Raw genomic sequence first — 24,019 nt, 5'->3', positions numbered from 1 at the left:
ATGAGCGTTGTCACCAATACGACCACGATCGGCGCGATCGACGCACCGAGCCGCCGCAACACCGAACTGATGATGATGGTCTTCGCCATCGCCATCTCGGTGTTCGCCTACGCCAACGTCGGACTCGCCATCGACGGCAAGCTCCCGTCCGGCATGTTCGGATACGGAGCCGGGCTCATTCTGCTCGGCGGCGTCGCCCACCTCGTGGTGCGCAAGTTCGCGTCCTACGCGGATCCGCTGCTACTCCCGCTCGCCACCCTGCTCAACGGCCTGGGGCTGGTGCTGATCTGGCGGCTGGACCAGTCGCAGCGACTGATCCAGCGCGCGGAGTCTCAGTACGGTGCCTACAGCCCAGACGCTCCCAAGCAGCTGCTGTACTCGGCGATCGGCGTCGCCTTCTTCGTCGCCGTGCTGGTGATCCTCAAGGACCACCGCATCCTGCAGCGCTACACCTACATCTCAATGGCCGTGGCGCTGGTCCTGCTGATCCTGCCGGTGTTCTTCCCCGCGGTGAACGGCGCGAAGATCTGGATCAGCCTCGGCCCGTTCACGATCCAGCCGGGAGAGTTCGCCAAGATCCTGATCGCGGTGTTCTTCTCCGGCTATCTCATGGTGAAGCGTGACGCACTGGCGCTGGCCAGCCGCCGCTTCATGGGGATGTACCTGCCGCGCGGGCGCGACCTCGGACCGATCATCACCATCTGGGCCCTGTCGATCCTGGTCCTGGTCTTCGAGACCGACCTCGGCACCTCGCTGCTGTTCTTCGGTCTTTTCGTGGTGATGCTCTACGTCGCCACTGAACGGACCAGCTGGATCGTCTTCGGCCTGCTGATGTCCGCGGTGGGCGCCGTGGGTGTGGCGTCCTTCGAGCCGCACGTGCAGTCCCGTGTGAACGCCTGGCTCGACCCGTTCGCCAAAGCGACGTGGGCCCAGAGCGAACAACTCGCCCAGTCGCTGATGGCCTTCGGTTCCGGCGGCACGCTCGGCACCGGGCTCGGCCAAGGCCATTCGGACCTTATCCTTTTCGCCGCCAACGCCGACTTCATCCTCGCCACCGTCGGCGAGGAGCTGGGCCTGGCCGGAATGATGGCCGTCCTGCTGATCTACGGCCTGATCGTCGAGCGGGGCGTACGCACGGCACTGGCCGCCCGCGACCCCTTCGGCAAGCTGCTGGCCATCGGCCTGTCCGGGGCCTTCGCCATCCAGGTCTTCGTGGTCGCCGGCGGTGTGATGGGGCTCATCCCGCTCAGTGGTATGACCATGCCGTTCCTCGCGTACGGCGGCTCGTCCGTGCTGGCCAACTGGGCACTGATCGCCATTCTGATCCGGATCAGCGACACCGCTCGCCGCCCCGCACCGGCACCCGCACCGTCCTCCGATGCCGAGATGACCCAGGTGGTCCGACCGTGAACAAGCCACTGCGCCGGATCGCGATCTTCTGTGGCGTCCTCATCCTCGCCCTCCTCGTGCGGACCAACTACCTGCAGTACGTCCGCGCCGACGAACTGAACAGCCGCGACGAGAACCGCCGCGTCCGCATCGAGCGTTACGCACACGAGCGCGGCGACATCATCGTCGACGGCAACCCCGTCACGGGGTCGGTCGCGACCAAGGTAGGCGACTTCAAGTACAAGCGCGTCTGGAAGGACGGCCCCATGTGGGCGCCCGTCACCGGATACTCCTCGCAGGCCTTCGACGCCAACTTCCTCGAGAAGCTCGAAGACGGCATCCTCACCGGCAACGACGACCAGCTCTTCTTCGACCGAACCCTGTCGATGTTCACCAGTGAGAAGAAGCAGGGCGGCAACGTCGTCACCACCCTCAACGCCGCCGCCCAGAAGGCCGCCTTCAAGGGGCTCGGCGACAAGAAGGGCGCCGTCGCCGCGCTCGACCCGCAGACCGGTGCCATCCTGGCCCTCGTCAGCACCCCTTCGTACGACCCCTCCACCTTCGCGGGCAACTCCGACGCCGACTCCAAGGCCTGGCAGAAGCTCTCCAAGGACAAGGACAAGCCGATGCTCAACCGGGCATTGCGCGAGACCTACCCGCCGGGCTCGACCTTCAAGGTCGTCACCGCCGCGGCCGCGCTGGAGAACGGGCTGTACACCAGCGTCGACGAGCCCACCAAGTCACCGCTGCCCTACCGTCTCCCGCTGACCACCGGCAACCTGGAGAACGAGGGCAACATCCCGTGCGAGAACGCCTCGCTGCGGGAAGCGCTGCGGTGGTCCTGCAACACCGTCTTCGGCAAGATCAGCGATGACCTCGGCAACCAGAAGATGATCGACGAGGCCAACAAGTTCGGCTTCAACAAGGACATCTTCACCCCGGTCCGCGCCGACGCCAGCATCTACCCCAAGGACAACCGCCCGCAGAACGCCATGGCCGGCATCGGCCAGGCGTCCAACCGCGCCACCCCGCTGCAGATGGCGATGGTCGCCGCCGCGGTCGCCAACGACGGCAAGCTGATGCAGCCGTACATGGTCGCCGAGCGCCAGGCCCCCAGCCTGGACGCGATCTACACCCACGAGAAGGAACAGCTCAGCCAGCCCCTCTCGGGTGAGAACGCCCAGAAGCTCCAGCAGATGATGGAGACCGTCGTCGAGAACGGCACGGGAACGAGGGCGAAGATCCCCGGCGCCACCGTCGGCGGCAAGACGGGTACGGCCCAGCACGGCCTCAACAACAGCGAGAAGCCGTACGCCTGGTTCATCTCGTACGCCAAGACAGACAAGGGCTCCCCGGTCGCCGTCGCCGTGGTCGTCGAGGACGGCCAGGCCAACCGCGACGACATCTCCGGTGGCGGCCTGGCCGCCCCGATCGCACAGGCTGTGATGAAGGCGGTCATCGACAGCAGGAAGTGATGCCCATCACATCGGGCGCCATACCTGCACATTGGGATACCGGTCGGATATCAGGTCCGGACTCCGGGCCGATCAGATGGTGCGCGGCCGGTAGCGTATGCGCGAGCAGCACACCGCCGGACCGCACACCGGTGCGGTCGGGACTGACGGAGAGGGCTGGAACAGTTATGGAAGAGCCGCGTCGCCTCGGCGGCCGGTACGAGCTGGGCTCGGTGCTCGGCCGTGGTGGCATGGCCGAGGTCTACCTCGCACACGACACCCGGCTCGGCCGCACCGTAGCTGTGAAGACGCTCCGGGCAGATCTGGCCCGCGACCCGTCCTTCCAAGCCCGGTTCCGCCGTGAGGCCCAGTCCGCCGCCTCGCTCAACCACCCGGCGATCGTCGCTGTCTACGACACGGGTGAGGACTACGTCGACAGCGTCTCCATCCCGTACATCGTCATGGAGTATGTCGACGGGTCGACGCTCAGGGAACTTCTGCACTCCGGCCGCAGACTGCTGCCCGAGCGCACCCTGGAGATGACCGTCGGCATCCTCCAGGCGCTGGAGTACTCGCACCGGGCAGGCATCGTCCACCGCGACATCAAGCCGGCGAACGTCATGCTGACGCGCACCGGCCAGGTCAAGGTCATGGACTTCGGCATCGCCCGGGCCATGGGCGACTCCGGTATGACGATGACCCAGACCGCGGCCGTCATCGGCACCGCCCAGTACCTCTCCCCGGAGCAGGCCAAGGGCGAGCAGGTCGACGCGCGCTCCGACCTCTACTCGACCGGCTGCCTGCTCTACGAACTGCTGACGGTCCGGCCGCCGTTCATCGGGGACTCACCCGTCGCGGTCGCCTACCAGCACGTACGGGAAGAGCCGCAGAAGCCCAGCAACTTCGACCCCGAGATCACGCCCGAGATGGACGCGATCGTGTTGAAGGCCCTGGTCAAGGACCCCGACTACCGCTACCAGTCGGCCGACGAGATGCGTGCCGACATCGAGGCCTGCCTCGACGGCCAGCCGGTCGCCGCCACCGCGGCGATGGGTGTGCCCGGTTACGGCGGCTACGACGGTTACGGCAACGACCAGCCCACCACCGCACTGCGTGCCGCGGACCAGAACGGCGCCCCCACGTCCATGCTGCCCCCGGTCAACCCGGACGACGGCGGCTACGGCTACGACGACCGGCCGGACCGCCGGCGTCAGAAGAAGAGCAACACCTCGACGATCCTGCTGATCGTCGCGGGCGTCCTCGTACTGATCGGCGCGATCCTGATCGGCCGGTCGCTGTTCAGCAACACCGACAGCAACAGCGGCGAGGTCGATGTGCCGAACATGGTCGGCTTGACCGTGCCGCGGGCGGAAAACCTCGCGAAGAACGCCGGAGTCGTCCTCAAGGTCGGCTCGCGCGAGCCGTGCGAGGACCAGGCCAAGGACAAGATCTGCAGCCAGACCCCGACCGCCGACGGCAAGATGGCGGAGAAGGAGACCGTCACGGTCGTCGTCTCCACCGGTGCGCCGAAGATCGAGGTCCCGGACGTCACGGAGAAGTCCGAGGAAAACGCCCGCAAGTACCTTGAGGAGAAGGGCTTCACGGTGAACGTCACCACCGTCGAGTCCGGCAAGCCCGCGGGGACGGTCATCACCCAGGCCCCCGAGGGCGGCACGAAGGCCGAGAAGAGCTCCGAGGTCACGATCACGGTCGCCAAGCAGGCCACCCAGAAGGTACCGAACGTGGTCGACCGGGACTACGACGCCGCGGTGACTCAGCTCAACGCCCTGGGCTTCAAGAACGTCTCCCGGACCGACGTGGATTCGGACAAGCCCGCGAACCAGGTGATCAGTCAGACCCCGCAGCCCGACTCGGCACAGCCGCTGACCACGCAGATCGTCCTGACGGTCTCGAAGGGCCCGCAGCAGCCGGAGCAGACCAAGGTTCCCGACCTGCAGGGCAAGACCCTTGGCGAGGCGAAGTCCCTGCTCGCCGGGGCGGGACTGCAGCTCGGCCAGGTGCAGGGACCGAATGACGACAACGCGAAGGTCGTCACCCACCAGCCCGGTGCGAACCAGCAGGTCGACAAGAACAGCGCGGTCAACGTGTGGACCATGCCGGGAGGTGGCGGCGGAGACGGCAACATCTTCGGCGGCCCGTCCGGCTCACGGCGGCACTGACCCCGAGCCGCACCGACTGCCATCGGGCCCCGGCACCGCAACGGTGACCGGGGCCCTTTGCTGTGCCAGGCACGCTACCTCCGGCCCGGCTTACCGCACATGCGGCCGTGAACCGATCGTGTCTTCATATGTGCCGATTCATTGATCGGATGGGGCGGGGCATCGGACCCTGTCCACGTCGCTGGATGCGCGAAAGGGCAGAGACGTGATCAACGAGGCGGTTCTCCTGGAGTCGAGGACCCTGCCCGAGAGCGTGTCCGGGCGGACGGAAGTCCTCGATCGAGTCAAGGCTCTGTCCTTGCTGCCGGACGGTCTCCACATCACAACGGCCATGGTCGCCGCCTACTTCGAGGTGGCCGACAACGTGATCCGCCAACTGGTGAAGCGGCACCGGGAAGAACTGACCGACCACGGCCTCGCCGTACTCCGCAGCCCCGACCTGCGCCGTTTCGAGAGTGACAACGTGTCACTCTCGCTCGAAAGTTATCCACAGGCCCGGCGCAGCCTGACGACCTACACACGTCGCACCATCCTCGGCATCGCGATGCTGCTCCGCGACAGCGCAGTCGCACGGCAGGTGCGCAGCTATCTCCTGGACGTCGAAGGAGCTTCCAGAACCCGCCTGGCCGGCAGGGAAGTCGCCTCCCGGAGCGAAGACGTCGAATCGCTCGACGCCCGCATTACGCGACTCGGCGAGGAGAGCTTCACGCGCCTCCTCGGCACCACCGTCGTCCCCATACTGAACGCCCTCATCGAGACCTCCGGCGAGCAGCAGCGGGAGCTCATCGGCCTCCGCGGGACCGTCCGGCAGATCGAGCGCAGGCTCGTCCGGCACGACAACCAGCTGCGGCGTCTTCAGCGCGCGCAGGAGCAGCGCCCCCTCACCGGAGTCATGGCCTCGATCGACGCCATGAACTGGCGGGAGTTCGAGCAGCACATCGCCGGGCTGCTGCGTCGGGACGACTGCACCGGCGTCGAGGTCCACGGTGGGAGCGGCGACTGCGGGGCCGACGTCACCGGGTACACGGCCGACGGATGCCGACTGATCGCCCAGTGCAAGAACTTCGCCCCGTACCGCTCGGTGTGGAACGGCGAGATGCAGAAGTTCGTCGGCGCCAAGACGCTGCACCGGGCGGACGTGGCCGTGTGCGTGGCGACCTGTCCGTTCTCCCGTGAGGCGATCGACATCGCGGTACAGGCCGGCGTCACCGCCGTGCACCGTGGCCTGCTGGAGGCCTGGAGCGCCGGCGCGAAGCTGCAGGTGCTCGCGTAGGTCCAGGACGGCCGAGGGCCCGAAGTCGCAAGGACTGGTTGCGACTTCGGGCCCGGATCAGCGTATCGGCTAACGAAGCTCCGCCGGCTTCGTACGGTCCTTGTCCACCTTCTCCGTACGCACCAGCTCGCCCCACACGATGTAGCGGTACTTCGACGTGTAGACCGGTGTGCAGGTCGTCAGCGTGATGTAGCGGCCGGGCTTCTTCGCTCCCGATCCCTTGGGTACCGCCTGCAGCACGTCGACGTTGTACTTGGACGTCTCGGGGAGCTCCTTGAAGACCTTGTAGACGTACCAGGTGTCCCTGGTCTCGAAGACGACCGCGTCCCCCGTCTTCACCTTGTCGATGTTGTGGAACTTGGCACCGTGCCCGTCGCGGTGTGCCGCCAGGGTGAAGTTGCCCTTCTCGTCCCAGGGGAGAGCCGACTTCACCGGGTCCGTGTAGTAACCCGCGATGCCGTCGTTGAGGTTCTCGGTGTCGGTGCCCTTCTTGACGAGCACCTCGCCGTTCTTCATCGACGGAACGTGCAGGAAGCCGATGCCGTCCTTGGTGTCCAGCGCGCCGGGTCCGCCCGCCCACCGGTCACGGACGGTGTGGCCCTGCTTGGTGGCCTCGCGGTCGGCGAGCACGTTCGTCCACCAGAGGGAGTAGACGACGAAGAGCCCCAGCACCAGGCCTGCGGTGATGAGCAGTTCACCGAAGAGGCTGATCGCGGTCGCGACGGGATGACGGCCTCCGCGCCGCGGCGGGGGCGCGGACTCACCGATTCGCTCGTCGTGCTCGGTCCTCGCTGTCACCGCACCCGTCCCTGTCGTGATGATGTTTCAGCCCACGAGCGCGTCGGGCTTCCCCTTGCTGCGCGGTCGTTCGTCGACCATCTTGCCCCAGACGATCAAACGGTACGTACTCGTGAATTCCGGCGTACAGGTCGTCAGCGTGATGTACCGGCCCGGCCCGGTGAATCCCGAACCCGGCGGCACCGCACCGATCACCGAGACATTCGACGGCGAAGTCTGCGGAAGGGTCTTCGTCGCCTCGTACGTGTAGTAGGCATCCTGCGTCTCGACCACGATCAGGTCACCGGGGCGCAGCCTGTTGATGTAGCGGAATGGTTCGCCGTGCGTGTTGCGGTGGCCTGCCAGCGCGAAGTTGCCCTGCTTGGCGGAGGGCATCGCGGTGCGCAGCGTGCCCTCGCTGTAGTGGCCGACCATGCCCCGGTCGAGGACCTTCTCCTTGCTGATGCCCTCGGCGACCGGAGCGACGACGTCCAGTTTCGGGATGTGGATGATGGCGAAGCCTTGCCCTGCCTCGAACACTCCCGGGTTGCGGTCGCCCTTCGCCCAGTCGTCCTGGATCTTGTGCGTCTCCTTGCCGGCGTACTGGTCGGCGCGCACATTCGTCCACCACAGCTGGTAGGTGACGAACAGCAGCATCAGCACACCGAGCGTGATGAACAGCTCTCCGACGACCCGGCTGGCGACAACGGCCGGGCTGTCCTTGGCCGCGCGCGCCGCGCGCCGGGCCTCGACGCGCGACATCGGCTTCGCAGCCGATGCCGTGGCCTCCGGCCGTGTTCCGGTACGTCGGCGGCCGCGTCCCTTCGCCGCGCGTCGGCGCTCGGCGCGGCCTCCGGTGGGCGGTTCGGGATCGGCCTTCTCGGGCTCCCGGTCCTGGCCCCGTCCCGCATCCGGTCCTGGCTCCGCCCTCGGATCCGCGAGGCTCTCCGCATCGCTCGCCGGCACCGGCTCCGACACCTGTCCCGGCCCCCGCTCCGGCCCGGGATTCGGCTGCCGGTTCGGCACCGCCTGGTCGACCGGGCGGCGGGTGTTTGCTGTCCGCAGCCCGACCGTCTGGTCGTCCACGGGGAGGGGAACGGGCACGGACCGTGCCCGTGGCGTCGGCGCGGGCGTCTGCTGCCCGTACCAGTCGCGTTCGAACCCCTCGGGGTCGTACCACTCCCGTGGGGTCCCCGCCGCCCCCTGTGCCCCCTGCGGCGCCGGTCCCGGCGCCTGCCCAGGCTCCTGTGCCGGCGTCCGCGCCTGCGGTTCCCGCGTCCCGGGATCCGGTGCCCGGTGCAGCCCCCGCCCTCGCCCCTGCCCCGCGCCCGGCTCCTTCGGCTCCTCCGACGGGAGGTTGCCGGACCGGAACCACGGCGAGGCATGCTGCCCCGGCAGGGGATCGTTCAGCGGATCCGCCAGCCGGTCGACCGCCGCCTCGAACGCGCCTGTGGCCTCGGACGCTTCTTGCTCGTACGGGCCGTCCTGTCCGGCGTCGTGTTCGGGGCGGAGTGCGGTCACGCGACGGCCTTGCCCACCACCGGCGCGAGCCCCGCCGACCGCGCGACGGCCGCTGTGTCGCCGCACTGGGCCAGCCAGTTGGCCAGCATCAGGTGGCCGTGCTCGGTCAGCACCGACTCCGGATGGAACTGCACGCCCTCCACCGCCAGTTCGCGGTGCCGCAGCCCCATGATGATGCCGTCGGCGGTGCGCGCCGTCACCTCCAGCTCCAACGGAACCGTGTCGGGTTCGGCGGCGAGCGAGTGGTAGCGGGTCGCGGTGAAGGGGGACGGCAGGCCGGTGAAGACCCCGGTGCCCTCATGGGTCACCAGCGAGGTCTTGCCGTGCAGCAGCTCCGGGGCGCGGTCCACCACACCGCCGTACGCCACCGCCATCGACTGCATCCCGAGGCAGACACCGAAGACCGGGACGCCTGTGTCCGCGCAGTGGCGGACCATGTCGACGCAGACTCCCGCCTGCTCCGGGGTGCCGGGACCGGGTGACAGGAGGACCCCGTCGAAGCCGTCCTGGGCGTGCGCCGTGGTCACCTCGTCGTTGCGCAGCACTTCGCACTCGGCGCCGAGCTGGTAGAGGTACTGGACGAGGTTGAAGACGAAGCTGTCGTAGTTGTCCACGACGAGGATGCGGGCGCTCACTGTCCGGCCCCCGTCCCGGTCGAGCCGTCGACCGTCACGTCGCCGAACGGAAGCAGCGGCTCCGCCCAGGGGAAGACGTACTGGAAAAGCGCGTAGACGACAGCCAGCACCAGCACGAGCGAGATGAGCGCACGCACCCATGCGTTGCCCGGCAGATGCCGCCAGATCCAGCCGTACATGCTGTCCCCTCCATTCGGTACGGGACCAGACTAAAGGGCCGGGGCAGGAGCGTGGGTCAGCTGTGGAAAGCTGCCGGCCTGCCGTCGGTCACAGGCTGGGTCGCATCGAGGTGCGCCCAGGCGATCAGCCGGTGGCTGCTGCCCCATTCGGGGTCGCACGTGGTCAGCGTCAGATAGCGGCCCGGCCCGTCGAAGCCCGACGTGCGGGGTACGGGGTCGATGACCCCGACGTCGCTCGGTACCGTCCGGTAGGGCTTCTTGTCGATGCGGTACGTGAACCACGTCGTCCCGTCCCTCAGCAGTACCGCGTCGCCCGGGCGCAGCTTCGGGAAGTCCTTGAACGGGTCGCCGTACGTGCGGCGGTGTCCGGCCACCGCGAAGTTGCCCGTCGCGCCGAGGCGGGCGGTCCCCCTGTAGTGGCCGAGCCCTTTCTGCAAGGTCCTGACCTCGGTGTTCTCCAGGACGGGCCATTCCCAGCCCTTGCCGAAGCGGGGGATGTACAGCATCGCGAACGGCTTTCCGTCCCGGTACGCCGCGGGGGCGGGCGGCGGCGTCGGGGACGTCTCCGGTGCCGGGGCGGACACCGTGCCCCGCGCCCACTGGTCGCGCAGGGTGTCGATCTGCCCCTCGGTCGCGCCTGCGGCCTTCACCCCGGTCCAGAACAGCACGTACGCCACGAAGAGCACGATCAGGGCGCCGACGGTGATGCAGAGTTCGCTGAACGTCCTCACGATCAGTCGCACCGACACCCTGTCGGCCTCCCCACAGACGCTCGCTACTTCACCGGCTCCGCATAGTGGAGGTCCACTGTGCCCGAATAGCCGGGAAGAGTCACCGCCTCGTGCTCGTCGACTTTCCAGCCGAGACCATAGGCCTTCACGTACAGCAGGTAGTTGTTGATCGCCGGGGAGTTGTCGAGTGCCCGCTTGAGGCCGGCCGGGTCGCCGACCGCGGTGATCTTGTACGGCGGGGAGTAGACCCGGCCCTGGAGGATCAGGGTGTTGCCGACGCAGCGCACCGCGCTCGTGGAGATCAGCCGCTGGTCCATGACCTGGATGCCCTGGGCTCCGCCCTGCCAGAGGGCGTTGACCACCGCCTGCAGGTCCTGCTGGTGGATGACCAGGTCGTTGGGTTGCGGGTCGGGGTAGCCGGGGTTGGCGGTGGCGTTGGGCGGGGCGTCGTCGAGAGTGACGGACACGGACCGGCCGGAGAGCTTTGTGGTGCCCGCGGCCCGCTCCAGCCCCTTGAGCCGGGCGTCCTCCGCCTCGGTGCTGCCGTCGTCGCGGCGTACGAGCGTGTCGATGTCCTCGCGTGCCGACGCGTTGGTCTCGTCCAACTGAGCGTTCTTGCCGCTGCGCTGCTGGATGAGGTCGGAGAGCTTCAGCAGCGAGGAGTCGGTGCGGATGTTGGTGCCCTTGGCCGTGTTGGCGCTGGTGACGAAGATGAGTCCGGCAAGGGCGAAGACGGCAGCGGTGAGCACCCGGACCGGATGCCGGAAGGTGCGCCGGACCGGTCCTTGGGGGGAGTCGGCAGAATTGCTCAACGTACCCTTATCTCCTTCGGCGCCACGGAAGCACTACGCTAACGGACGCCTGGGGGAGGCAGCATTCCCCCTCGCGCCCCGCCCCGGCGCCAGCCACAGTTCCCTGCGCGGTCACGCAGCGCATCGACAGGAGAGTTCCTCGTGCCGAAGTCACGTATCCGCAAGAAGGCCGACTTCACGCCCCCTCCGGCGAAGCAGGCAACCAACATAAAGCTGACCAGCCGTAGCTGGGTGGCGCCGGTGATGCTGGCGCTCTTCCTCATCGGTCTGGCCTGGATCGTCGTTTTCTATGTGACCGACGGCGATCTGCCGATCGATTCACTGGGGAACTGGAACATCGTCGTCGGCTTCGGCTTCATCGCCGGCGGCTTCGGCGTCTCCACGCAGTGGAAGTAGTGCCGCAGGACACCTGACCCCACAGCGGGGCCCGGTCCCGCAACCCTTGCCCCGAGTTACCCACAGCGTTATCCACAGGCAGGGGAAAAGGTCAGACGATCTGTGGATAACTCCCTGACTGTTGACGCCGATGTGACTGCAGTCTCCCTCGTCGAGGGATGGCACGCCCCTTGTCCCTGCTGGAAAAACCCAGCTCAGCGACAAGGGGCACAGCTGTTCCCACAGAATGCACAAGATCCGACACGTGCTGTGGACAACTGACGCTGTGGACAGGCGGCTGAGGGAGCCCCCTGGGAGAACCGGGCCCGCGGAGGTGTGGTGTCCGCTCAGTGACCGGTGGCTGGTTCCAGGCAACGGGGGCGGATCCCAGGCAAGCGGGGCAGGTCCCACAGGTGTGGCCGGGCAACCGGGGCAGGTGCCACAGGTGTGGCCGGGCAACCGGAGGCTGGCCCCCGGTACTGGTCCCAGGTAAGCGGAGGCTGTTCTCAAGTAGGCGTTCGGCGGTCCAGGCGTTCTCAGGTGAGCGCGGCTGTTCTGGCGACGACGATGGCGACCACAGCCACCAGGACCAGCGCACAGGTGCCGTACTGCACGAGTGCGCGCCGCTCGCGGGGTGCGTGCACCATGGCGATCGCGATCAGCGTGCCCGCGATCAGGCCGCCGACATGCGCCTGCCAGGCGATTCCGCCCCAGGGGTTGAAGGTGATGACCAGGTTCACCGCGAGCAGCACGAAGACCGGGCGCATGTCGTAGTTGAGCCGACGCATGAGCACGGCGGTGGCGCCCAGCAGACCGAAGATCGCTCCGGAGGCACCGAGCGAGCCCTGTACGGGCGCGGAGAGCCAGTAGGTGAGAGCGCCGCCCGCCAGGCCGGAGAGCATGTAGAGCGTGAGGTAGCGGGCGCGGCCGAGCGCGGCTTCCAGCGGTCCGCCGAGCCACCACAGCCCCAGCATGTTGAAGACGATGTGCCACATCTCCTGGTGCAGGAACATCGACGTGACCAGCCGGTACCACTGTCCTTCGGCGACGCCTTCCAGCGGACCGCCGAAGTGGGTCGTGGCGCGGCCGAGCAGCAGCAGCTCGTTGACCAGCTCGCCCTTCGCCAGCACGGCGATGTACACGGCGACGTTGATGCCGAGGAGGATCTTGGTGACGAGGCGGGGGTCGGCCGCGATGCTGCCGCCGGCGACGGTCCGCGGCTGATTGGCGGCCGGGCCGTGTCCCGTACCGGATCCCTGGCGGACGCAGTCCGGACACTGGAAGCCGACCGAGGCGTTGACCATGCACTCGGGGCAGATCGGGCGGTCGCAGCGGACACAGCGGATGTGCGTCCCGCGGCCGGGGTGGCGGTAGCAGCCCATCGAGCCGTCCGCGGCGGCGGACCGGTCCTGCTCTTCCGGCGGCTGCTGGTCCATCGGTCCCATGGCTTCCCGGTCCCCTCGGTCCTTGTCGTAGCGGCAGGGCGCACAACGCCGCCCTGCTCGTCCGCTATGTAACAAGTACGGACGAGCAGGGCGGTTGGTTCCCGGGAGGACGATCAGCGAGTGATCATCCGATGACCACCGGTTGTCATCGGTTCTCGATGACGACCGATTCGATCACGACGTCCTGCAGCGGACGGTCGGTACGGGCGTTGGTCTGGGTGGCCGCGATGGCGTCCACGACCTTCTGGCTGGCGGGGTCGACGACCTCGCCGAAGATGGTGTGCTTGCCGGTCAGCCAGGCGGTCGGCGAGACGGTCACGAAGAACTGCGATCCGTTGGTGCCCGGACCGGCGTTGGCCATGGCCAGCAGGTACGGCTTGTTGAAGCTGAGGTCGGGGTGGAACTCGTCACCGAACTCGTATCCCGGGCCGCCGGTGCCGTTGCCCAGCGGGTCGCCGCCCTGGATCATGAAGCCGCCGATGACGCGGTGGAAGACGGTGCCGTCGTACAGCCGGTCCGTGGACTTCTTGCCGGTCTCGGGATGCGTCCACTCACGCTCGCCCTTGGCGAGCTCGACGAAGTTCTTGACCGTCTTGGGTGCGTGGTTCGGCAGAAGCCGGATCTCGATGTCGCCCTGATTGGTCTTCAAGGTGGCGTAAAGCTGCTCAGCCACGATCTGCCTTCCGTGAGTCTTCGGTGAGTCTTCGGTGACGCCACGTCCGCGAGGGATGGCGTCAGGTCTGCGCTGACGTTCCACCGATCCTCGCACGGAGCTTCCGCTCCGGCGCCCGGCCGCCACCCCGAACGCGCTCCACTCACCTTCTTGCCCGATCGGGCGCCCGGTGCGACGGCGTCGCCTCCGCCCCGTTCGCCTGCGGCTTCCCCGAAACCGCGTCCTTGCCGCTCCCCGCAGGAACAAATGCGGCCAAGTGCGTGACCAACCGGCGCGGGCTGAACCGAACCGTGGCATTGTCGTCGGCAAGCTCCCCTTGCACCGCATTGCCTGAAAGCGTCAGACATGACCTGAATGACCCGGATGCCTGCCCCGCATGCCATACAGGCCCAGGGCAGGCATGATCTCGAAATGGGTGGAAAGGCGGAGTACCTACCCGCCACCAAGGAGGAGGATTCCCGTGACCCGCATCGACAGCGTGCGCGCCGCAACCGACTCGGCCAAGGACAGCGTGCAGCACGCCGCGGAAGTGGTGGCGCCCTATGCCGGCTCGGCCAAGGACCAGGCCGCACATCTCGCGTGCGAAGCCCGCACGCGGCTCGCGCCCAAGGTGTCGAAGGCAGCCCAGCAGGCCCGCGTCCAGTACGACGCGCGTCTCGCCCCACGTATCGAACTGGCCCGTGCCCATGTGCCGCCCAAGGTCGACGAGGTGGCCCAGCGCGCCGCACACCGCACCCGCCGGGCCGCCCGTACCGCCGCTGACTACACAGTGCCGCGCGTCGAGCACGCGATGGCGGTCGCCCAGCCCGTCGCCGAGGAGGCCTCGGCCCGCAGCGCCGCCGCTTTGGCCGCGCTCCGCGGGCAGGTCACCGCGAAGGAGATCAGGCAGCTGGCCAGGAAGCACGAGCGGCGGGCGAGGGCCGGCCGGTTCTTCAAGGTGTTCGCCGTGGTCGGCGTCGTGGCGGGCGGCGCCTACGCCGCCTGGAGGTGGTGGGACAGGCAGGCCAACCCGGACTGGCTGGTCGAGCCTCCCGCTCCCACGGAGGTGTCCGACCGCGCACCGCTGAGCTCTGTCGACGGCAGCGGTCCGACTTCGCTCGACCCGGAGGTCCAGGCCAAGCAGGCCGATGCGGAGAACAAGGGGACGGACGGTCCCGAGGGTGTGGACGGCACCGATCTCGACGACCGCCGCTGAGCAGTCCCCGCACGACGGAGCGGGCGTCGGAGGACCTTGAGGTCTTCCGACGCCCGTTCTGCCTTTCTTATGTGGCGCCCAGGGGATTCAAACCCGACACCGAGACCCTCTTCACCTGCGGTTCTGTCGGCGAAGCGGACTTTCACCCACGGGATGCGGCTGTGGGCGGCCCTGTCGGCGGACCCGCCGCTGGGCGACCAGTTGATCGCCCAGTCGGCTGCGCAGATACAGGACCGTGTGTCCGCAGCGGGCCCTGCTGACCAGGCCGGCGCGGTTGAGGACGCCCAGGTGTTGGCTGACGGTGCCCGGACTGAGTGCGAGGCGGCGGGCGAGGTCGGTCGTGCTGCGTGGTTCGTCGAGGTGGAGGAGTACGCGTGCGCGTGTGCGGCCGAGGAGGTCGGTCAGGGCGCTGGGTGGGGTGGTGTCGCTGGTGTGCCACACGGTGCCGCGGCCGCGGGCCGGGTACCAGATCCGGGGTGGGAGGGCCGGGTCGACGAGGGTGACTGCGTGGTCGCAGAAGAGAGAAGGGGTGAAGGTCACCCCGCGGCCGTCGACGTCGATGTCGTGGTGTTCCCCGGGCCAGGCGTCCATGACGAGGGTGCCGTCGCTCCATTGCAGGCCGGGATCGATGCCGCGGAACAAGGCTGCGGCCCCGTCGTCGGTCAGTCGGCGTGCGCGGTGGAGAACGTCGGCGCGCAGGACGGCATGGATACGCGGCCAGTGGGGGGCGACCACGAGAACCCAGTAGGCGTGCAGGGCGTCGGCGATGCGGTGCAGCAGGGCGTGCGGGTCGTGGTGGGCCTGGTCCAGCAGCGGGTGCACTGGCCGGCCGTCGGCCGCTTGGCGCAGTTCACGGGTCACGCGCTCGGGTGCGGTGGCGCGCAGCGCTCGGAACTCGTCGTCGATGTCGGGTTCCGGCACCGGCGGGTGGGGGGTGAGGAAATCGGGGAGCAGGCGGCGGGGACCGACGAGCGCCTGGAGGAGGGGCCAGTCCAACTGGTCCAGCAGGGGTGCGGATTGGCGTAGGAAGGCTTGATGCACCGCGTGTCGGATGGGGTTGTGCCAGGCCCACAGGCTCAGGACCGTCTCCTGGAGCGGTGAGCCGGCGAACCGGACCGCGGCCAGGTCCCGCATTCCGAGATGGAACGACAACATTCGGCCCAGACTAAATCTATGGCCGCCGACCGGTCGACCTGCTGGTCTTGGCCGCATGGAATCCGCTGCCACCGGCTCCCGGCCGGCAACCTACGACCGCATCGGAACCGGCTCCGGGCCGGCGACCTACGACCGCATCGGGACCGGCTACCGGCTCGTCCGCCGCCCCGATCCCCGACTGCACTCCCTGATCGGCCAGGCCTTGGCAGGCGCGCGCACCGTCGTCAACGTCGGGGCCGGCGCCGGTTCGTACGAGCCCGAGGGCGCCGACGTCACCGCGGTCGACCCCTCGCACGTCATGCTCGACCAGCACCCGAGGCTCAGGAAGGTGAAGGGCTGCGCCGAGCGCCTGCCGTTCCCGGACGGCTCCTTCGACGCGGCGATGGCGGTCATGACCGTCCACCACTGGCCGGATGTGCGCCGCGGGCTGAGGGAACTGCGCCGCGTCTCGCGCGGTCAGGTGGTGTTCACCTGGGATCCGGTCCACCGGCCGGAGCTGTGGCTGCTCCAGGAGTACCTGCCGGAGATCCGTGAGCTGGAGAACGCCCGCTTCACCCCTCTGTCCGAGGTCGCCGAGGCGCTCGACGCGCATACGGTGCTGCCCTTCCCCATCCCGCACGACTTCACCGACGGCTTCCAGATCGCCTACTGGCGCAGGCCCGAGCTCTACCTCGATCCGGCCGTCCGGCAGGCCAGCTCCACCTTCGCGCAGCTTCCGCCCTCCGTCGTTGAACCGGCGATGGAGAAACTCCGCGCCGACCTCGACTCCGGTGCATGGCGGCGCCGCCATGCCGACCTGCTCGACAAGGAAAGCGTGGACTACGGGTACCGCCTGCTCATCGCGGGGGAGAGCTTCGGCCCCAGATGACGGCGCCCTCCCGGAATCCGCTCGCACACCCGCCCCGCAAAACCGCGGGGACTGCTCCGCCCCCGTATCGAGCGTGTCCTTCGCGACCGGTCTGGAGCCGGAGAAACACCAGCGGTAGAGATCGGCCTGGCCCAGGAGGTTGCCGATCGAGCGGGAGAACTCGCAGGTGGACGGGCGGGAGCACGCGGACCGCCGCCTGGCGGTCACTGGCCGGCCCGCCCCCGGCGCAACCGTCCCCGGCGTCGATCGGCGCGCTCGTCCTGCTCAGCAGCCGGAACGCTCACCGCGCGTACCCCGCCCCCGCTGAGACGAAAAATGCCCTCCGCCGCTACGTTTCCGCAGGTCGGATGGCATTTGGTACGTGGAGCCTAGGAGATTCGAACCCGAATCGAGGACCGCATCTACCTGCAACTTTGGCAATCCTTTGCGAAAGAACCGGGCTTTCCCACCCGTTTCCGTCCGGCTCCATTCCGCTCGATCCTTCCACCCCAGTTCGATGTGCCCACTGGTGGGCACACTCCAACCCTCGGTTGCAATAGTAACTTCCTGACACTCAAGTCCCTTGCAAATCCCGGGCCTTCGGGGAGAAATTCCCTGCTTTGCGCAAATCGAAGCATCGCTATCAGGCAAACGCCGCACGTCATCCCGTGGAAACTCCGCGCACGCACTCAGCTTGCTCATCAACCTGCGCGGCAGGGCCGTAGGGCAATTGACGGAGTCTGACCACCACTTGGTTGGCTCGCGAAGCGGTTGGAGCGTGCCCGGCTCGGTGAGGTCGACCACCCTGCGGTCTGCCCCTGCAAAGGACGTTTTGCGAGCCACTGTGTGAAAGCTGCGATGGCGTCCTGATCTCCGACGACCAGCCGCAGCCAGCTGTACGGGAGGACCGGGAACAGACCTCCGTGCTGCGGTGGTCCACCGTTCAACTCAGAGCACGTCAGTTTCTGCGGTCAGCTCGCAGGAGCACAAGCAACATTCCTAGTGTCATCAGCCCCACCGCCACCACCCACGCGGTTCCGTTCTCGGTGCCGGCCCGCGGCCATTCCCACCACTGTGCCCTAGTTCCCTTGGCCCCTGGTGCGCCCAGAAGGAATGCTGGGACTGTCTGCACGACGGGAAGCAGCCAGGAGAGCCTGAAACCCAACAGAGCAGCGGAGAAAGCTGCCAACCCGGTGAAACCCAGCATGTTCCTGAAGGCTAGCGGGAAGGCCTCCAGATCGCCGGACAGGATGAGTGCGACACACGCCAAGAGCACGGCGATTCCGAACGCGACAGTCAGGTGAGACGCAAGCACACGACGGCGGGGCAGGGCCGCGGCCTGGGAGAAGTCGGCCATGCCGTCGATGGTCGAAACGAGCACTCCAATCGCCAGCAGCAGCGGCATGAACGCAGCGCCAGATGCGGGGATGGGCCGGTCCCCGCTCACGTTCGGAAAGAGGACAGCCTGACCGCCCCACCATGTGAGCGCCGCAGTGCACCCCACCATGAAGGCCAGGGTGCGCGCGCTTCGGTGCGACCGGAAGTAGGTGTTCAGCGGCGAGAATCCGCGATCGCCGGTCAGCATGGCGCCTGCATCTCACGAGCCCACTGCTTCGCCGGAGCTACTTGATCAGCGCTTGGCAGGCTCAGGACGCGCCGGACGTCGGACTGCCACCCCGTGTCCCCCGAGTACTCGTACGCGGGCAACCTGCGGGAGCCCACGGCTCGTGCCTCCAGCCACGCTTCCAGTTGCAGTCCTGCGTACATCTTTCGTTCCGTCCCGGCTTCTGATTCACCTTCGCACCAGACCTTGTGCGGGGATGTCAGCTCCAGAAGAGCGGTGTGCAGAAGGTCTTTCTGACCATGGTCCAGTGTGAAGCCACCAGAGCCGTTCCGCTCCAACCCCTGCTCCGCGTAGCGCTTCGGGGCGGGCAGAACACCCTTCGCAGCCGCAGCTACTCTCTCCGCCTCATCGACGGCATCAGGAAGTCGTTTCGCGTGTTCGGGCCACACGCACACACTGCTTCCCCCACCTGGTGCGCACACAGGTTCCTCCACCTGACGGGCCTCCAGGAGGTCACTGCCGTTGCCGGGCATAGCAGCGATGCAGATCAGCGTGACAACTGAGAAGACCCCACTGGCACTCGCCGCCCCTTTCATGGCCCGGTCCCGGCTCATAAGCGAGCTCACGGTGCACATAGCGGCAACAGCCAACACCGTGACCGCGAGCCGCCATGCCAGATGCGTGGCCGACAGGCGCACATCGATGGAGTGGTAGAAGACGACATTGGCGAGCGGGGAGGACTGCGAGCTGAACACGAGGCTGAAGAGCATGAACCCCCCGACAGCCGCAATCGCGCCGGTGAAACGGCTGGGCAGCAGTTGCCCGATGAAGTATCCAAGTGCCAGCGCGAATACCACTCCAGAGACCCCAAAAAGGGCATACTCCGGCCAGGGGCGACCCGGTGCCCCAACTGTGGCAATCCAGGTGAATGCAGTACAGAGGAGATACACAGAGCTAAGCCACACGGCATCAGCGGTCAGACGTGTCAGTTCCACCTGATGCAGGGGGCGCGCAGCGAGAAGTACGTCTGAGCCGCTGCGGCGGAGCTGGGAGGCCCGGTGCGCCGCCAAACCGACGGCGGCCACCATCAGAGGGATCGCCGCGCGGGTGGCTGCGGCGGAGGTCTCCGGCCAGGAGCCCCGCCAGTCCCCACCGACGAAAAAGACCATGGCAGCGGCCGCGATGAGCAAAGGCAACGCCGCCCAACGCATGGGAGTGCGGCGGAGTTCAACAGAGAGCCCGGTCATGGCGTACTGGCCCCCTGTGAAGCTGGGCCGCTCAGAGCCGATGCATAGCCCTTTTCCAATGCAGTGTCCCCAGGAGCGTCGGCGGTAGCCAATCCTTCCAATTCGGCGGGCGCACCTACGAAGCGCAGAGTGCCCTCGTACAGAACGCCGATCTGTGAGCAGGTGTGGGCAACATCTTCGACAAGGTGGGTGCTGAGCAGGACGCAGCTCTCCTGAGCCAAGTCCCGGATGAGCTCCCTGAACCTGACTCTCTGGTGCGGGTCAAGCCCCGTAGTCGGCTCGTCGAGGATTACCAGTCGTGGCCGTCCGGCGATCGCTTGGGCGATGCCCGCTCGACGCAACATGCCACCGGACAGTCTCCGTAGCGCTGTGCCGGCCTGGTCGCCAAGCTCTACCCGCTCGATCGCTTCCGCAGCCTCTTTCGGAATACGATTCCGGGGGATCTCGCGCAACCAGGCACAATGCCTCACGAAGTCGGTCACTGTGAAGTCTGCGGGGTAGGCGAAACTCTGCGGAAGAAACCCGATTTCACGCCGGACTGCCCGGAGCTGCTTCGCCGTGGTGACCTCATGGCCGAACACGCGAATGCTCCCCGAGGTAGGCCGGTCCATTGTGGCCAGAGTCCGCAGTAGCGTACTCTTCCCCGCGCCGTTGGGGCCAAGAAGGCCGAAGGCACCGACATCGAGTTCGAGGTTGAGCCCACGAACGACTGGTTTACGCCTGTACCCCTGGTGGAGGGCATTCACTTCGATCAATGGCATGTGTGATCCTAGAGTTAGCGCTGGGGCGTACTTGCACTACGCCCCAGCGCAGTCACTCAGGCAGCGTCAGAGGAGCTCGACGACAACCTTCTCGATGTTGAAGGTGCAGTCCGGCACATAGACCCGGACCGTGCCACTCTTCTGGTCGACACAGTCCGCGTACTTGTCCGACTCGAAGTCGCACACGGCCTTGGCGCGCCACTTGCCGGAGCCGGTGCACTCGGCCCAGCCACCCGTGCTGCCGGCGCTGGTCTTGCAGGACAGAGCCAGGGCACCGACCTCACCGGCCGAAGCGGGTGTTGCGCCGAGCAGCAGGGTCGCACTGGCCAGCACGGCACCTATGGTTGCGGCTCTCTTACGCTCAGAATTCCTCCCCTAACCATGCAGAAAGCCTCTGAGAAGGGCTGAACACCGGTCTGTTCCCGGCGTCGGAATGACTGTATGCCGCACACAGGGTTCCGAGGTCGCAGATTCGAGATCTTGTCCAGAATCCGGTCACGCACTTGCCAGATGTTGTGAAAGTTTGTGCAAAAAAAGTTCACATCGTGAAGCGCCTTTAAGTCCCGCATTGTCCGGGTCGGAAGCCGCAAGTGACTGGAATGCCCCCGCCACGGAAGTTGCCAAGTCAAATAAAACTATTTGCCGGTATTTAGACTGCTATACGGGTTCTTTTTTTGGTTTCGGTTTGTTTGTCCAAGCCTGTTCGGGTGTCGCGGGCGGCACAGAGCGGCGGGCGAAGCGTTCGGGGTGACGGCGTGCTGCTCGCGGACCGGGTCTGCGGTGCCGCGGGCCTGGGCGAGGGAGTCGAGCGAGTCGGGGGTGCTCGCCGCATTACTTGATCGTTTTGAAGTTCGCCTCGCTGCAGGGGTTGCCGTTGCTCACCTTTGGCCGCGAGTGCGACCGGGTAACCCCGAGGTCGAGCAGCAGCTGGGAAACCTTCTTGCTGGTCATCGAGGTACTGCGGTCGGCACGCACGGTCTCGGGGACGACGCCGTTGCGCACGATGCCCTCGCGGATCAACTCCCCGGCCCGGTCGGCAGATTCAGCACGTTCGACAGCCCAGCCGCAGATGTAGCGGCTGAAGATGTCGGTGATCCCGTAGAGGTGGTACCACACGCCCTTGCCCGGGCCGCACAGCTTGGTGATATCCCGGGTCAGCACCTGACACGGGGCGGTCGCCACCAGGTGCGGCACAGTCTTGGGCGGGTGGGTGGCCTGGCGGCGGCGTTCCCCGCCTTGCCCGGCGGCGGCCAAAATCCGATACATGGTCCGCTCGGAGCGCCAGCAGCGGCCCTCGTCCAGTTCGCGGGCCCAGATCTGCGCAAAACCACCCAGGACCAAAACACACGAGAACCACAGGTCAAGGCCGCAATCTGAAGCCTCTACCGAACCCGGATCGGTTCACCCCCACCCGACGAGCCCGGCTGAGCCTAGGAGGTCCACAGGGGAGACAAGAACGAGGAAACTCCTTGGGGCACAAGGGCTCCCCCACGCCCGGTGGGCACTGAGGTGCCTGTTGATGGGCACAGAAAATGCCCCCTGAAACCACGTTTCCGCAGGTCAGAGGGCATTTGACAAGTGGAGCCTAGGAGATTCGAACTCCTGACATCTGCCTTGCAAAGGCAGCGCTCTACCAACTGAGCTAAGGCCCCGAAAAGACGGACAGCACCGGACGTTTCAACGTCTCGGCGACCGCCGCAGACCAGAGTACCGGGTACCCCCCGGAATCTTGCAAAAAGATGGGGACTCCCGGTCGGCGACCACTCTCCGTAAGATGCTCGACGAGGTTCGCAGCAGCGAAGTCGCAGCGATGGGGAGACGCCATGGATGCCGCTCAGCAAGAGGCAACAGCAAGAGCCAGGGAGCTTCAGCGCAGTTGGTACGGAGAACCTCTGGGGGCGCTCTTTCGCCGGTTGATCGATGATCTCGGTCTGAACCAGGCCCGGCTCGCTGCGGTCCTCGGGCTGTCCGCCCCCATGCTCTCCCAGTTGATGAGCGGCCAGCGGGCCAAGATCGGAAACCCCGCGGTCGTCCAGCGCGTCCAGGCGCTCCAGGAACTGGCCGGTCAGGTCGCCGACGGCAGTGCCAGCGCGGGAGAGGCCACCAACCGCATGGAAGAGATCAAGAAGTCCCAGGGCGGCTCCGTCCTCACCGGAACCGGCCAGACCTCCCACACCGGCGGCGCCCCGACGGTCCGGCGCGTGGTGCGTGAGATCCAGTCGCTGCTGCGGTCGGTCGCGGCCGCCGGTGACATCATCGATGCCGCCGACTCCCTCGCCCCGACCCACCCCGAGCTGGCAGAGTTCCTCAAGGTGTACGGCGCAGGACGTACCGCGGACGCGGTGGCGCACTACGAGGGACACCAGAGCTAGGACCTGTCCGACATGTCCTAGGGCACTACCCCCGAGAGCCGGGCACGAGCCGAAACAGGAACTGGGAGCGGGCGCAGCGCAATGGGTGAGGTCTTCGCCGGTCGGTACGAACTGATCGATCCGATCGGGCGTGGTGGGGTCGGCGCCGTATGGCGCGCCTGGGACCACCGGCGCCGCCGCTATGTGGCGGCCAAGGTCCTCCAGCAGAGCGACGCACACACGCTGCTGCGCTTCGTCCGCGAGCAGGCGCTGCGGATCGAGCATCCGCATGTGCTGGCCCCGGCCAGCTGGGCCGCGGACGACGACAAGGTCCTGTTCACCATGGACCTGGTGAGCGGCGGTTCGCTGGCCCATGTCATCGGCGACTACGGGCCGTTGCCTCCTCGTTTCGTCTGCACACTGCTCGACCAGCTGCTGTCCGGGCTGTCGACGGTGCATGCGGAGGGTGTCGTCCACCGGGACATCAAACCCGCCAACATCCTGATGGAGGCCACCGGCACCGGACGGCCGCATCTGCGGCTGTCCGACTTCGGTATCTCCATGCGCAAGGGCGAGCCGCGTCTCACCGAGACCAACTACGTGGTGGGAACGCCGGGTTACTTCGCGCCGGAGCAGATGATGGGCGCGGAACCCGATTTCCCCGCGGACCTGTTCGCGGTCGGTCTCGTGTCGCTGTATCTGCTCCAGGGGAAGAAGCCGGACGCGCAGGCGATCGTCGAGCACTTCGCCACGTACGGAACTCCCGGCGCCCCGGAGGGGATTCCCGAGCCGCTGTGGCAGGTCCTCGCGGGGCTGCTGCAGCCGGATCCCCAGGCCAGGTTCCGTACGGCCACGGGTGCGCGCAAGGCGCTGACGGCCGCGGTCGACATGCTGCCCGAGCCCGGCATCGACGACGAGCCGGTGGAGGTGTTCGACCAACTCGGGCCGCTACCCGCCGGCTTCGGGCCCGACGGACCGATCACGCCCCCCAGAGCGGCCGCGCAGGACGCGCAGCCCACACCGCCCGTACCGCCCGCACAGCAGGTCCAGGCGGCCCCGCAGCCCGTGCAGCAGCCCTACGCCCAGCCGCCGGTCCCGATGTCGGAAACGGGCAGCTTCCACCTCCCGCCGCCCCCGCAGCAGCCCGCGCCGCAGCTCCAGCAGGCGGAGACTGCCACGCCTCCCACTCCGCCCCCGGCATACACGTCCGCCCCGTTCGCCACGCCCGCACCGGATCCTTCGCAGGCTCCCACGGCCGGGGGGCACCACGAGCCGGCTCTCACCCGCGCCTACACCACCGGGCAGCCGCAGGATCCCGCCACCGGATACGCACCTCCCGCGCACGCACCGCGGAAGCGTCCGGGACCGCCCCTGAAGGTGGCGGTCCCGGTCCTGCTGGTGGCGCTGATCTGTTTCGCCGTGGGTGTCTGGGCGCTGACCCAGAGCTGAGCACGC

23 protein-coding genes and 1 tRNA gene are annotated in these 24,019 nt (G+C 67.5%); 9 read left to right on the top strand and 15 right to left on the bottom strand.

All coding sequences use genetic code 11. The features are described from left to right. The 4 genes from ACFVT1_RS05045 (at position 1) to ACFVT1_RS05030 (ending at position 6,296) form a co-directional block, all read left to right on the top strand. Complete coding sequence (locus ACFVT1_RS05045) at positions 1 to 1,410, top strand: FtsW/RodA/SpoVE family cell cycle protein (protein ID WP_389792642.1); 1,410 nt, start codon at positions 1 to 3, stop codon at positions 1,408 to 1,410. Continuing rightward, on the top strand, positions 1,407 to 2,864 hold the full coding sequence (locus tag ACFVT1_RS05040) for a peptidoglycan D,D-transpeptidase FtsI family protein (protein ID WP_389792640.1): 1,458 nt from the start codon (positions 1,407 to 1,409) through the stop codon (positions 2,862 to 2,864). The genes ACFVT1_RS05045 and ACFVT1_RS05040 overlap by 4 nt, the downstream gene beginning before the upstream one ends. A 167-nt stretch (positions 2,865 to 3,031) precedes the next feature. Then, on the top strand, positions 3,032 to 5,023 hold the full coding sequence (pknB, locus tag ACFVT1_RS05035; protein WP_389792638.1) for a Stk1 family PASTA domain-containing Ser/Thr kinase: 1,992 nt from the start codon (positions 3,032 to 3,034) through the stop codon (positions 5,021 to 5,023). A 205-nt stretch (positions 5,024 to 5,228) separates the two neighbouring features. Continuing rightward, the gene (locus ACFVT1_RS05030; RefSeq protein ID WP_389792636.1) at positions 5,229 to 6,296 is read left to right on the top strand and encodes a restriction endonuclease; all 1,068 of its coding nucleotides are present in this window, start codon (positions 5,229 to 5,231) and stop codon (positions 6,294 to 6,296) included. A gap of 69 nt (positions 6,297 to 6,365) precedes the next feature. Here ACFVT1_RS05030 and ACFVT1_RS05025 read toward each other — a convergent pair whose 3' ends face one another. The 6 genes from ACFVT1_RS05025 to ACFVT1_RS05000 are packed head-to-tail and all read right to left on the bottom strand — an operon-like array spanning position 6,366 to position 10,951. Beyond that, positions 6,366 to 7,094, bottom strand: coding sequence for a class E sortase (locus ACFVT1_RS05025; RefSeq protein WP_362192557.1), 729 nt, complete (start codon positions 7,092 to 7,094; stop codon positions 6,366 to 6,368). 27 nt (positions 7,095 to 7,121) lie between these two features. Next, complete coding sequence (locus ACFVT1_RS05020; protein WP_389792634.1) at positions 7,122 to 8,594, bottom strand: class E sortase; 1,473 nt, start codon at positions 8,592 to 8,594, stop codon at positions 7,122 to 7,124. Then, positions 8,591 to 9,229, bottom strand: coding sequence for an aminodeoxychorismate/anthranilate synthase component II (locus tag ACFVT1_RS05015; RefSeq protein WP_389792632.1), 639 nt, complete (start codon positions 9,227 to 9,229; stop codon positions 8,591 to 8,593). Before ACFVT1_RS05015 ends, ACFVT1_RS05020 begins: the two co-directional genes overlap by 4 nt. Next, positions 9,226 to 9,408: a hypothetical protein gene (locus tag ACFVT1_RS05010; protein ID WP_351072028.1), complete on the bottom strand. Its 183-nt coding sequence runs from the start codon at positions 9,406 to 9,408 to the stop codon at positions 9,226 to 9,228. The genes ACFVT1_RS05015 and ACFVT1_RS05010 overlap by 4 nt, the downstream gene beginning before the upstream one ends. Positions 9,409 to 9,464: 56 nt before the next feature. Further along, positions 9,465 to 10,157, bottom strand: coding sequence for a class E sortase (locus ACFVT1_RS05005; RefSeq protein WP_389792630.1), 693 nt, complete (start codon positions 10,155 to 10,157; stop codon positions 9,465 to 9,467). A gap of 26 nt (positions 10,158 to 10,183) precedes the next feature. Beyond that, positions 10,184 to 10,951: a DUF881 domain-containing protein gene (locus ACFVT1_RS05000; protein ID WP_389792628.1), complete on the bottom strand. Its 768-nt coding sequence runs from the start codon at positions 10,949 to 10,951 to the stop codon at positions 10,184 to 10,186. A gap of 141 nt (positions 10,952 to 11,092) precedes the next feature. On the opposite strand from ACFVT1_RS05000, the gene crgA reads away from it, so the two are divergent. Beyond that, on the top strand, positions 11,093 to 11,347 hold the full coding sequence (gene crgA / locus ACFVT1_RS04995) for a cell division protein CrgA (RefSeq protein WP_148836940.1): 255 nt from the start codon (positions 11,093 to 11,095) through the stop codon (positions 11,345 to 11,347). A 515-nt stretch (positions 11,348 to 11,862) separates the two neighbouring features. Here the strand turns inward: crgA and ACFVT1_RS04990 are convergent. Both ACFVT1_RS04990 and ACFVT1_RS04985 read right to left on the bottom strand, forming a co-directional pair. Continuing rightward, positions 11,863 to 12,762, bottom strand: coding sequence for a rhomboid family intramembrane serine protease (locus ACFVT1_RS04990; RefSeq protein WP_389793339.1), 900 nt, complete (start codon positions 12,760 to 12,762; stop codon positions 11,863 to 11,865). A 154-nt stretch (positions 12,763 to 12,916) separates the two neighbouring features. After that, the gene (locus tag ACFVT1_RS04985) at positions 12,917 to 13,444 is read right to left on the bottom strand and encodes a peptidylprolyl isomerase (RefSeq protein ID WP_389792626.1); all 528 of its coding nucleotides are present in this window, start codon (positions 13,442 to 13,444) and stop codon (positions 12,917 to 12,919) included. A 460-nt stretch (positions 13,445 to 13,904) separates the two neighbouring features. Here ACFVT1_RS04985 and ACFVT1_RS04980 point away from each other — a divergent pair, with 460 nt between their 5' ends. Continuing rightward, entirely contained in the window at positions 13,905 to 14,639 is a 735-nt protein-coding gene (locus ACFVT1_RS04980) for a DUF5324 family protein (protein WP_389792624.1), read from the top strand. A 111-nt stretch (positions 14,640 to 14,750) separates the two neighbouring features. Here the strand turns inward: ACFVT1_RS04980 and ACFVT1_RS04975 are convergent, their stop codons facing one another. Continuing rightward, positions 14,751 to 15,794: a winged helix-turn-helix domain-containing protein gene (locus tag ACFVT1_RS04975; protein ID WP_389792622.1), complete on the bottom strand. Its 1,044-nt coding sequence runs from the start codon at positions 15,792 to 15,794 to the stop codon at positions 14,751 to 14,753. 55 nt (positions 15,795 to 15,849) lie between these two features. Between ACFVT1_RS04975 and ACFVT1_RS04970 the strand changes: the two genes are divergently transcribed. Continuing rightward, complete coding sequence (locus ACFVT1_RS04970; protein ID WP_389792620.1) at positions 15,850 to 16,662, top strand: class I SAM-dependent methyltransferase; 813 nt, start codon at positions 15,850 to 15,852, stop codon at positions 16,660 to 16,662. A gap of 937 nt (positions 16,663 to 17,599) precedes the next feature. On the opposite strand, the gene ACFVT1_RS04965 is transcribed toward ACFVT1_RS04970, so the two are convergent. The 6 genes from ACFVT1_RS04965 to ACFVT1_RS04940 all read right to left on the bottom strand — a co-directional run bounded on the left by ACFVT1_RS04965 (position 17,600) and on the right by ACFVT1_RS04940 (position 21,865). Then, the gene (locus tag ACFVT1_RS04965) at positions 17,600 to 18,226 is read right to left on the bottom strand and encodes a hypothetical protein (RefSeq protein ID WP_389792618.1); all 627 of its coding nucleotides are present in this window, start codon (positions 18,224 to 18,226) and stop codon (positions 17,600 to 17,602) included. Continuing rightward, the gene (locus ACFVT1_RS04960; protein WP_389792616.1) at positions 18,220 to 19,452 is read right to left on the bottom strand and encodes a hypothetical protein; all 1,233 of its coding nucleotides are present in this window, start codon (positions 19,450 to 19,452) and stop codon (positions 18,220 to 18,222) included. Before ACFVT1_RS04960 ends, ACFVT1_RS04965 begins: the two co-directional genes overlap by 7 nt. Further along, positions 19,449 to 20,213, bottom strand: a complete 765-nt coding sequence (locus tag ACFVT1_RS04955; RefSeq protein WP_389792614.1) for an ATP-binding cassette domain-containing protein — start codon at positions 20,211 to 20,213, stop codon at positions 19,449 to 19,451. The genes ACFVT1_RS04960 and ACFVT1_RS04955 overlap by 4 nt, the downstream gene beginning before the upstream one ends. Before the next feature lie 66 nt (positions 20,214 to 20,279). After that, on the bottom strand, positions 20,280 to 20,546 hold the full coding sequence (locus tag ACFVT1_RS04950) for a hypothetical protein (protein WP_389792612.1): 267 nt from the start codon (positions 20,544 to 20,546) through the stop codon (positions 20,280 to 20,282). 498 nt (positions 20,547 to 21,044) lie between these two features. After that, positions 21,045 to 21,554, bottom strand: coding sequence for a transposase (locus ACFVT1_RS04945; protein ID WP_389792609.1), 510 nt, complete (start codon positions 21,552 to 21,554; stop codon positions 21,045 to 21,047). 238 nt (positions 21,555 to 21,792) lie between these two features. Beyond that, positions 21,793 to 21,865: transfer RNA gene (locus tag ACFVT1_RS04940), tRNA-Ala, on the bottom strand. A gap of 171 nt (positions 21,866 to 22,036) precedes the next feature. Here ACFVT1_RS04940 and ACFVT1_RS04935 point away from each other — a divergent pair. Together ACFVT1_RS04935 and ACFVT1_RS04930 are read left to right on the top strand one after the other, a co-directional pair. Next, positions 22,037 to 22,585 (top strand): DNA-binding protein, encoded by a 549-nt coding sequence (locus tag ACFVT1_RS04935; RefSeq protein ID WP_362192516.1) that lies wholly within the window; start codon positions 22,037 to 22,039, stop codon positions 22,583 to 22,585. Positions 22,586 to 22,666: 81 nt separating this feature from the next. Continuing rightward, the gene (locus tag ACFVT1_RS04930; protein WP_389792607.1) at positions 22,667 to 24,013 is read left to right on the top strand and encodes a serine/threonine protein kinase; all 1,347 of its coding nucleotides are present in this window, start codon (positions 22,667 to 22,669) and stop codon (positions 24,011 to 24,013) included. Positions 24,014 to 24,019: the final 6 nt, after the last annotated feature.

This window comes from Streptomyces sp. NPDC057963 (assembly GCF_042887155.1).
Lineage (GTDB): Bacteria > Actinomycetota > Actinomycetes > Streptomycetales > Streptomycetaceae > Streptomyces.
This window is presented reverse-complemented; position numbering and strand designations above follow the sequence as displayed.

Excerpts from the sequence above, each read along its gene's own strand:
- ACFVT1_RS04990 (WP_389793339.1), bottom strand. The coding sequence starts at position 12,762 with ATGGACCAGCAGCCGCCGGAAGAGCAGGACCGGTCCGCCGCCGCGGAC.
- ACFVT1_RS04930 (WP_389792607.1), top strand. The coding sequence starts at position 22,667 with ATGGGTGAGGTCTTCGCCGGTCGGTACGAACTGATCGATCCGATCGGG.
- ACFVT1_RS04965 (WP_389792618.1), bottom strand. The coding sequence starts at position 18,226 with ATGCTGACCGGCGATCGCGGATTCTCGCCGCTGAACACCTACTTCCGG.
- ACFVT1_RS04960 (WP_389792616.1), bottom strand. The coding sequence starts at position 19,452 with ATGACCGGGCTCTCTGTTGAACTCCGCCGCACTCCCATGCGTTGGGCG.
- ACFVT1_RS05045 (WP_389792642.1), top strand. The coding sequence starts at position 1 with ATGAGCGTTGTCACCAATACGACCACGATCGGCGCGATCGACGCACCG.
- ACFVT1_RS05010 (WP_351072028.1), bottom strand. The coding sequence starts at position 9,408 with ATGTACGGCTGGATCTGGCGGCATCTGCCGGGCAACGCATGGGTGCGT.
- pknB (WP_389792638.1), top strand. The coding sequence starts at position 3,032 with ATGGAAGAGCCGCGTCGCCTCGGCGGCCGGTACGAGCTGGGCTCGGTG.
- ACFVT1_RS04970 (WP_389792620.1), top strand. The coding sequence starts at position 15,850 with ATGGAATCCGCTGCCACCGGCTCCCGGCCGGCAACCTACGACCGCATC.
- ACFVT1_RS04935 (WP_362192516.1), top strand. The coding sequence starts at position 22,037 with ATGGATGCCGCTCAGCAAGAGGCAACAGCAAGAGCCAGGGAGCTTCAG.
- ACFVT1_RS04975 (WP_389792622.1), bottom strand. The coding sequence starts at position 15,794 with ATGTTGTCGTTCCATCTCGGAATGCGGGACCTGGCCGCGGTCCGGTTC.
- ACFVT1_RS04955 (WP_389792614.1), bottom strand. The coding sequence starts at position 20,213 with ATGCCATTGATCGAAGTGAATGCCCTCCACCAGGGGTACAGGCGTAAA.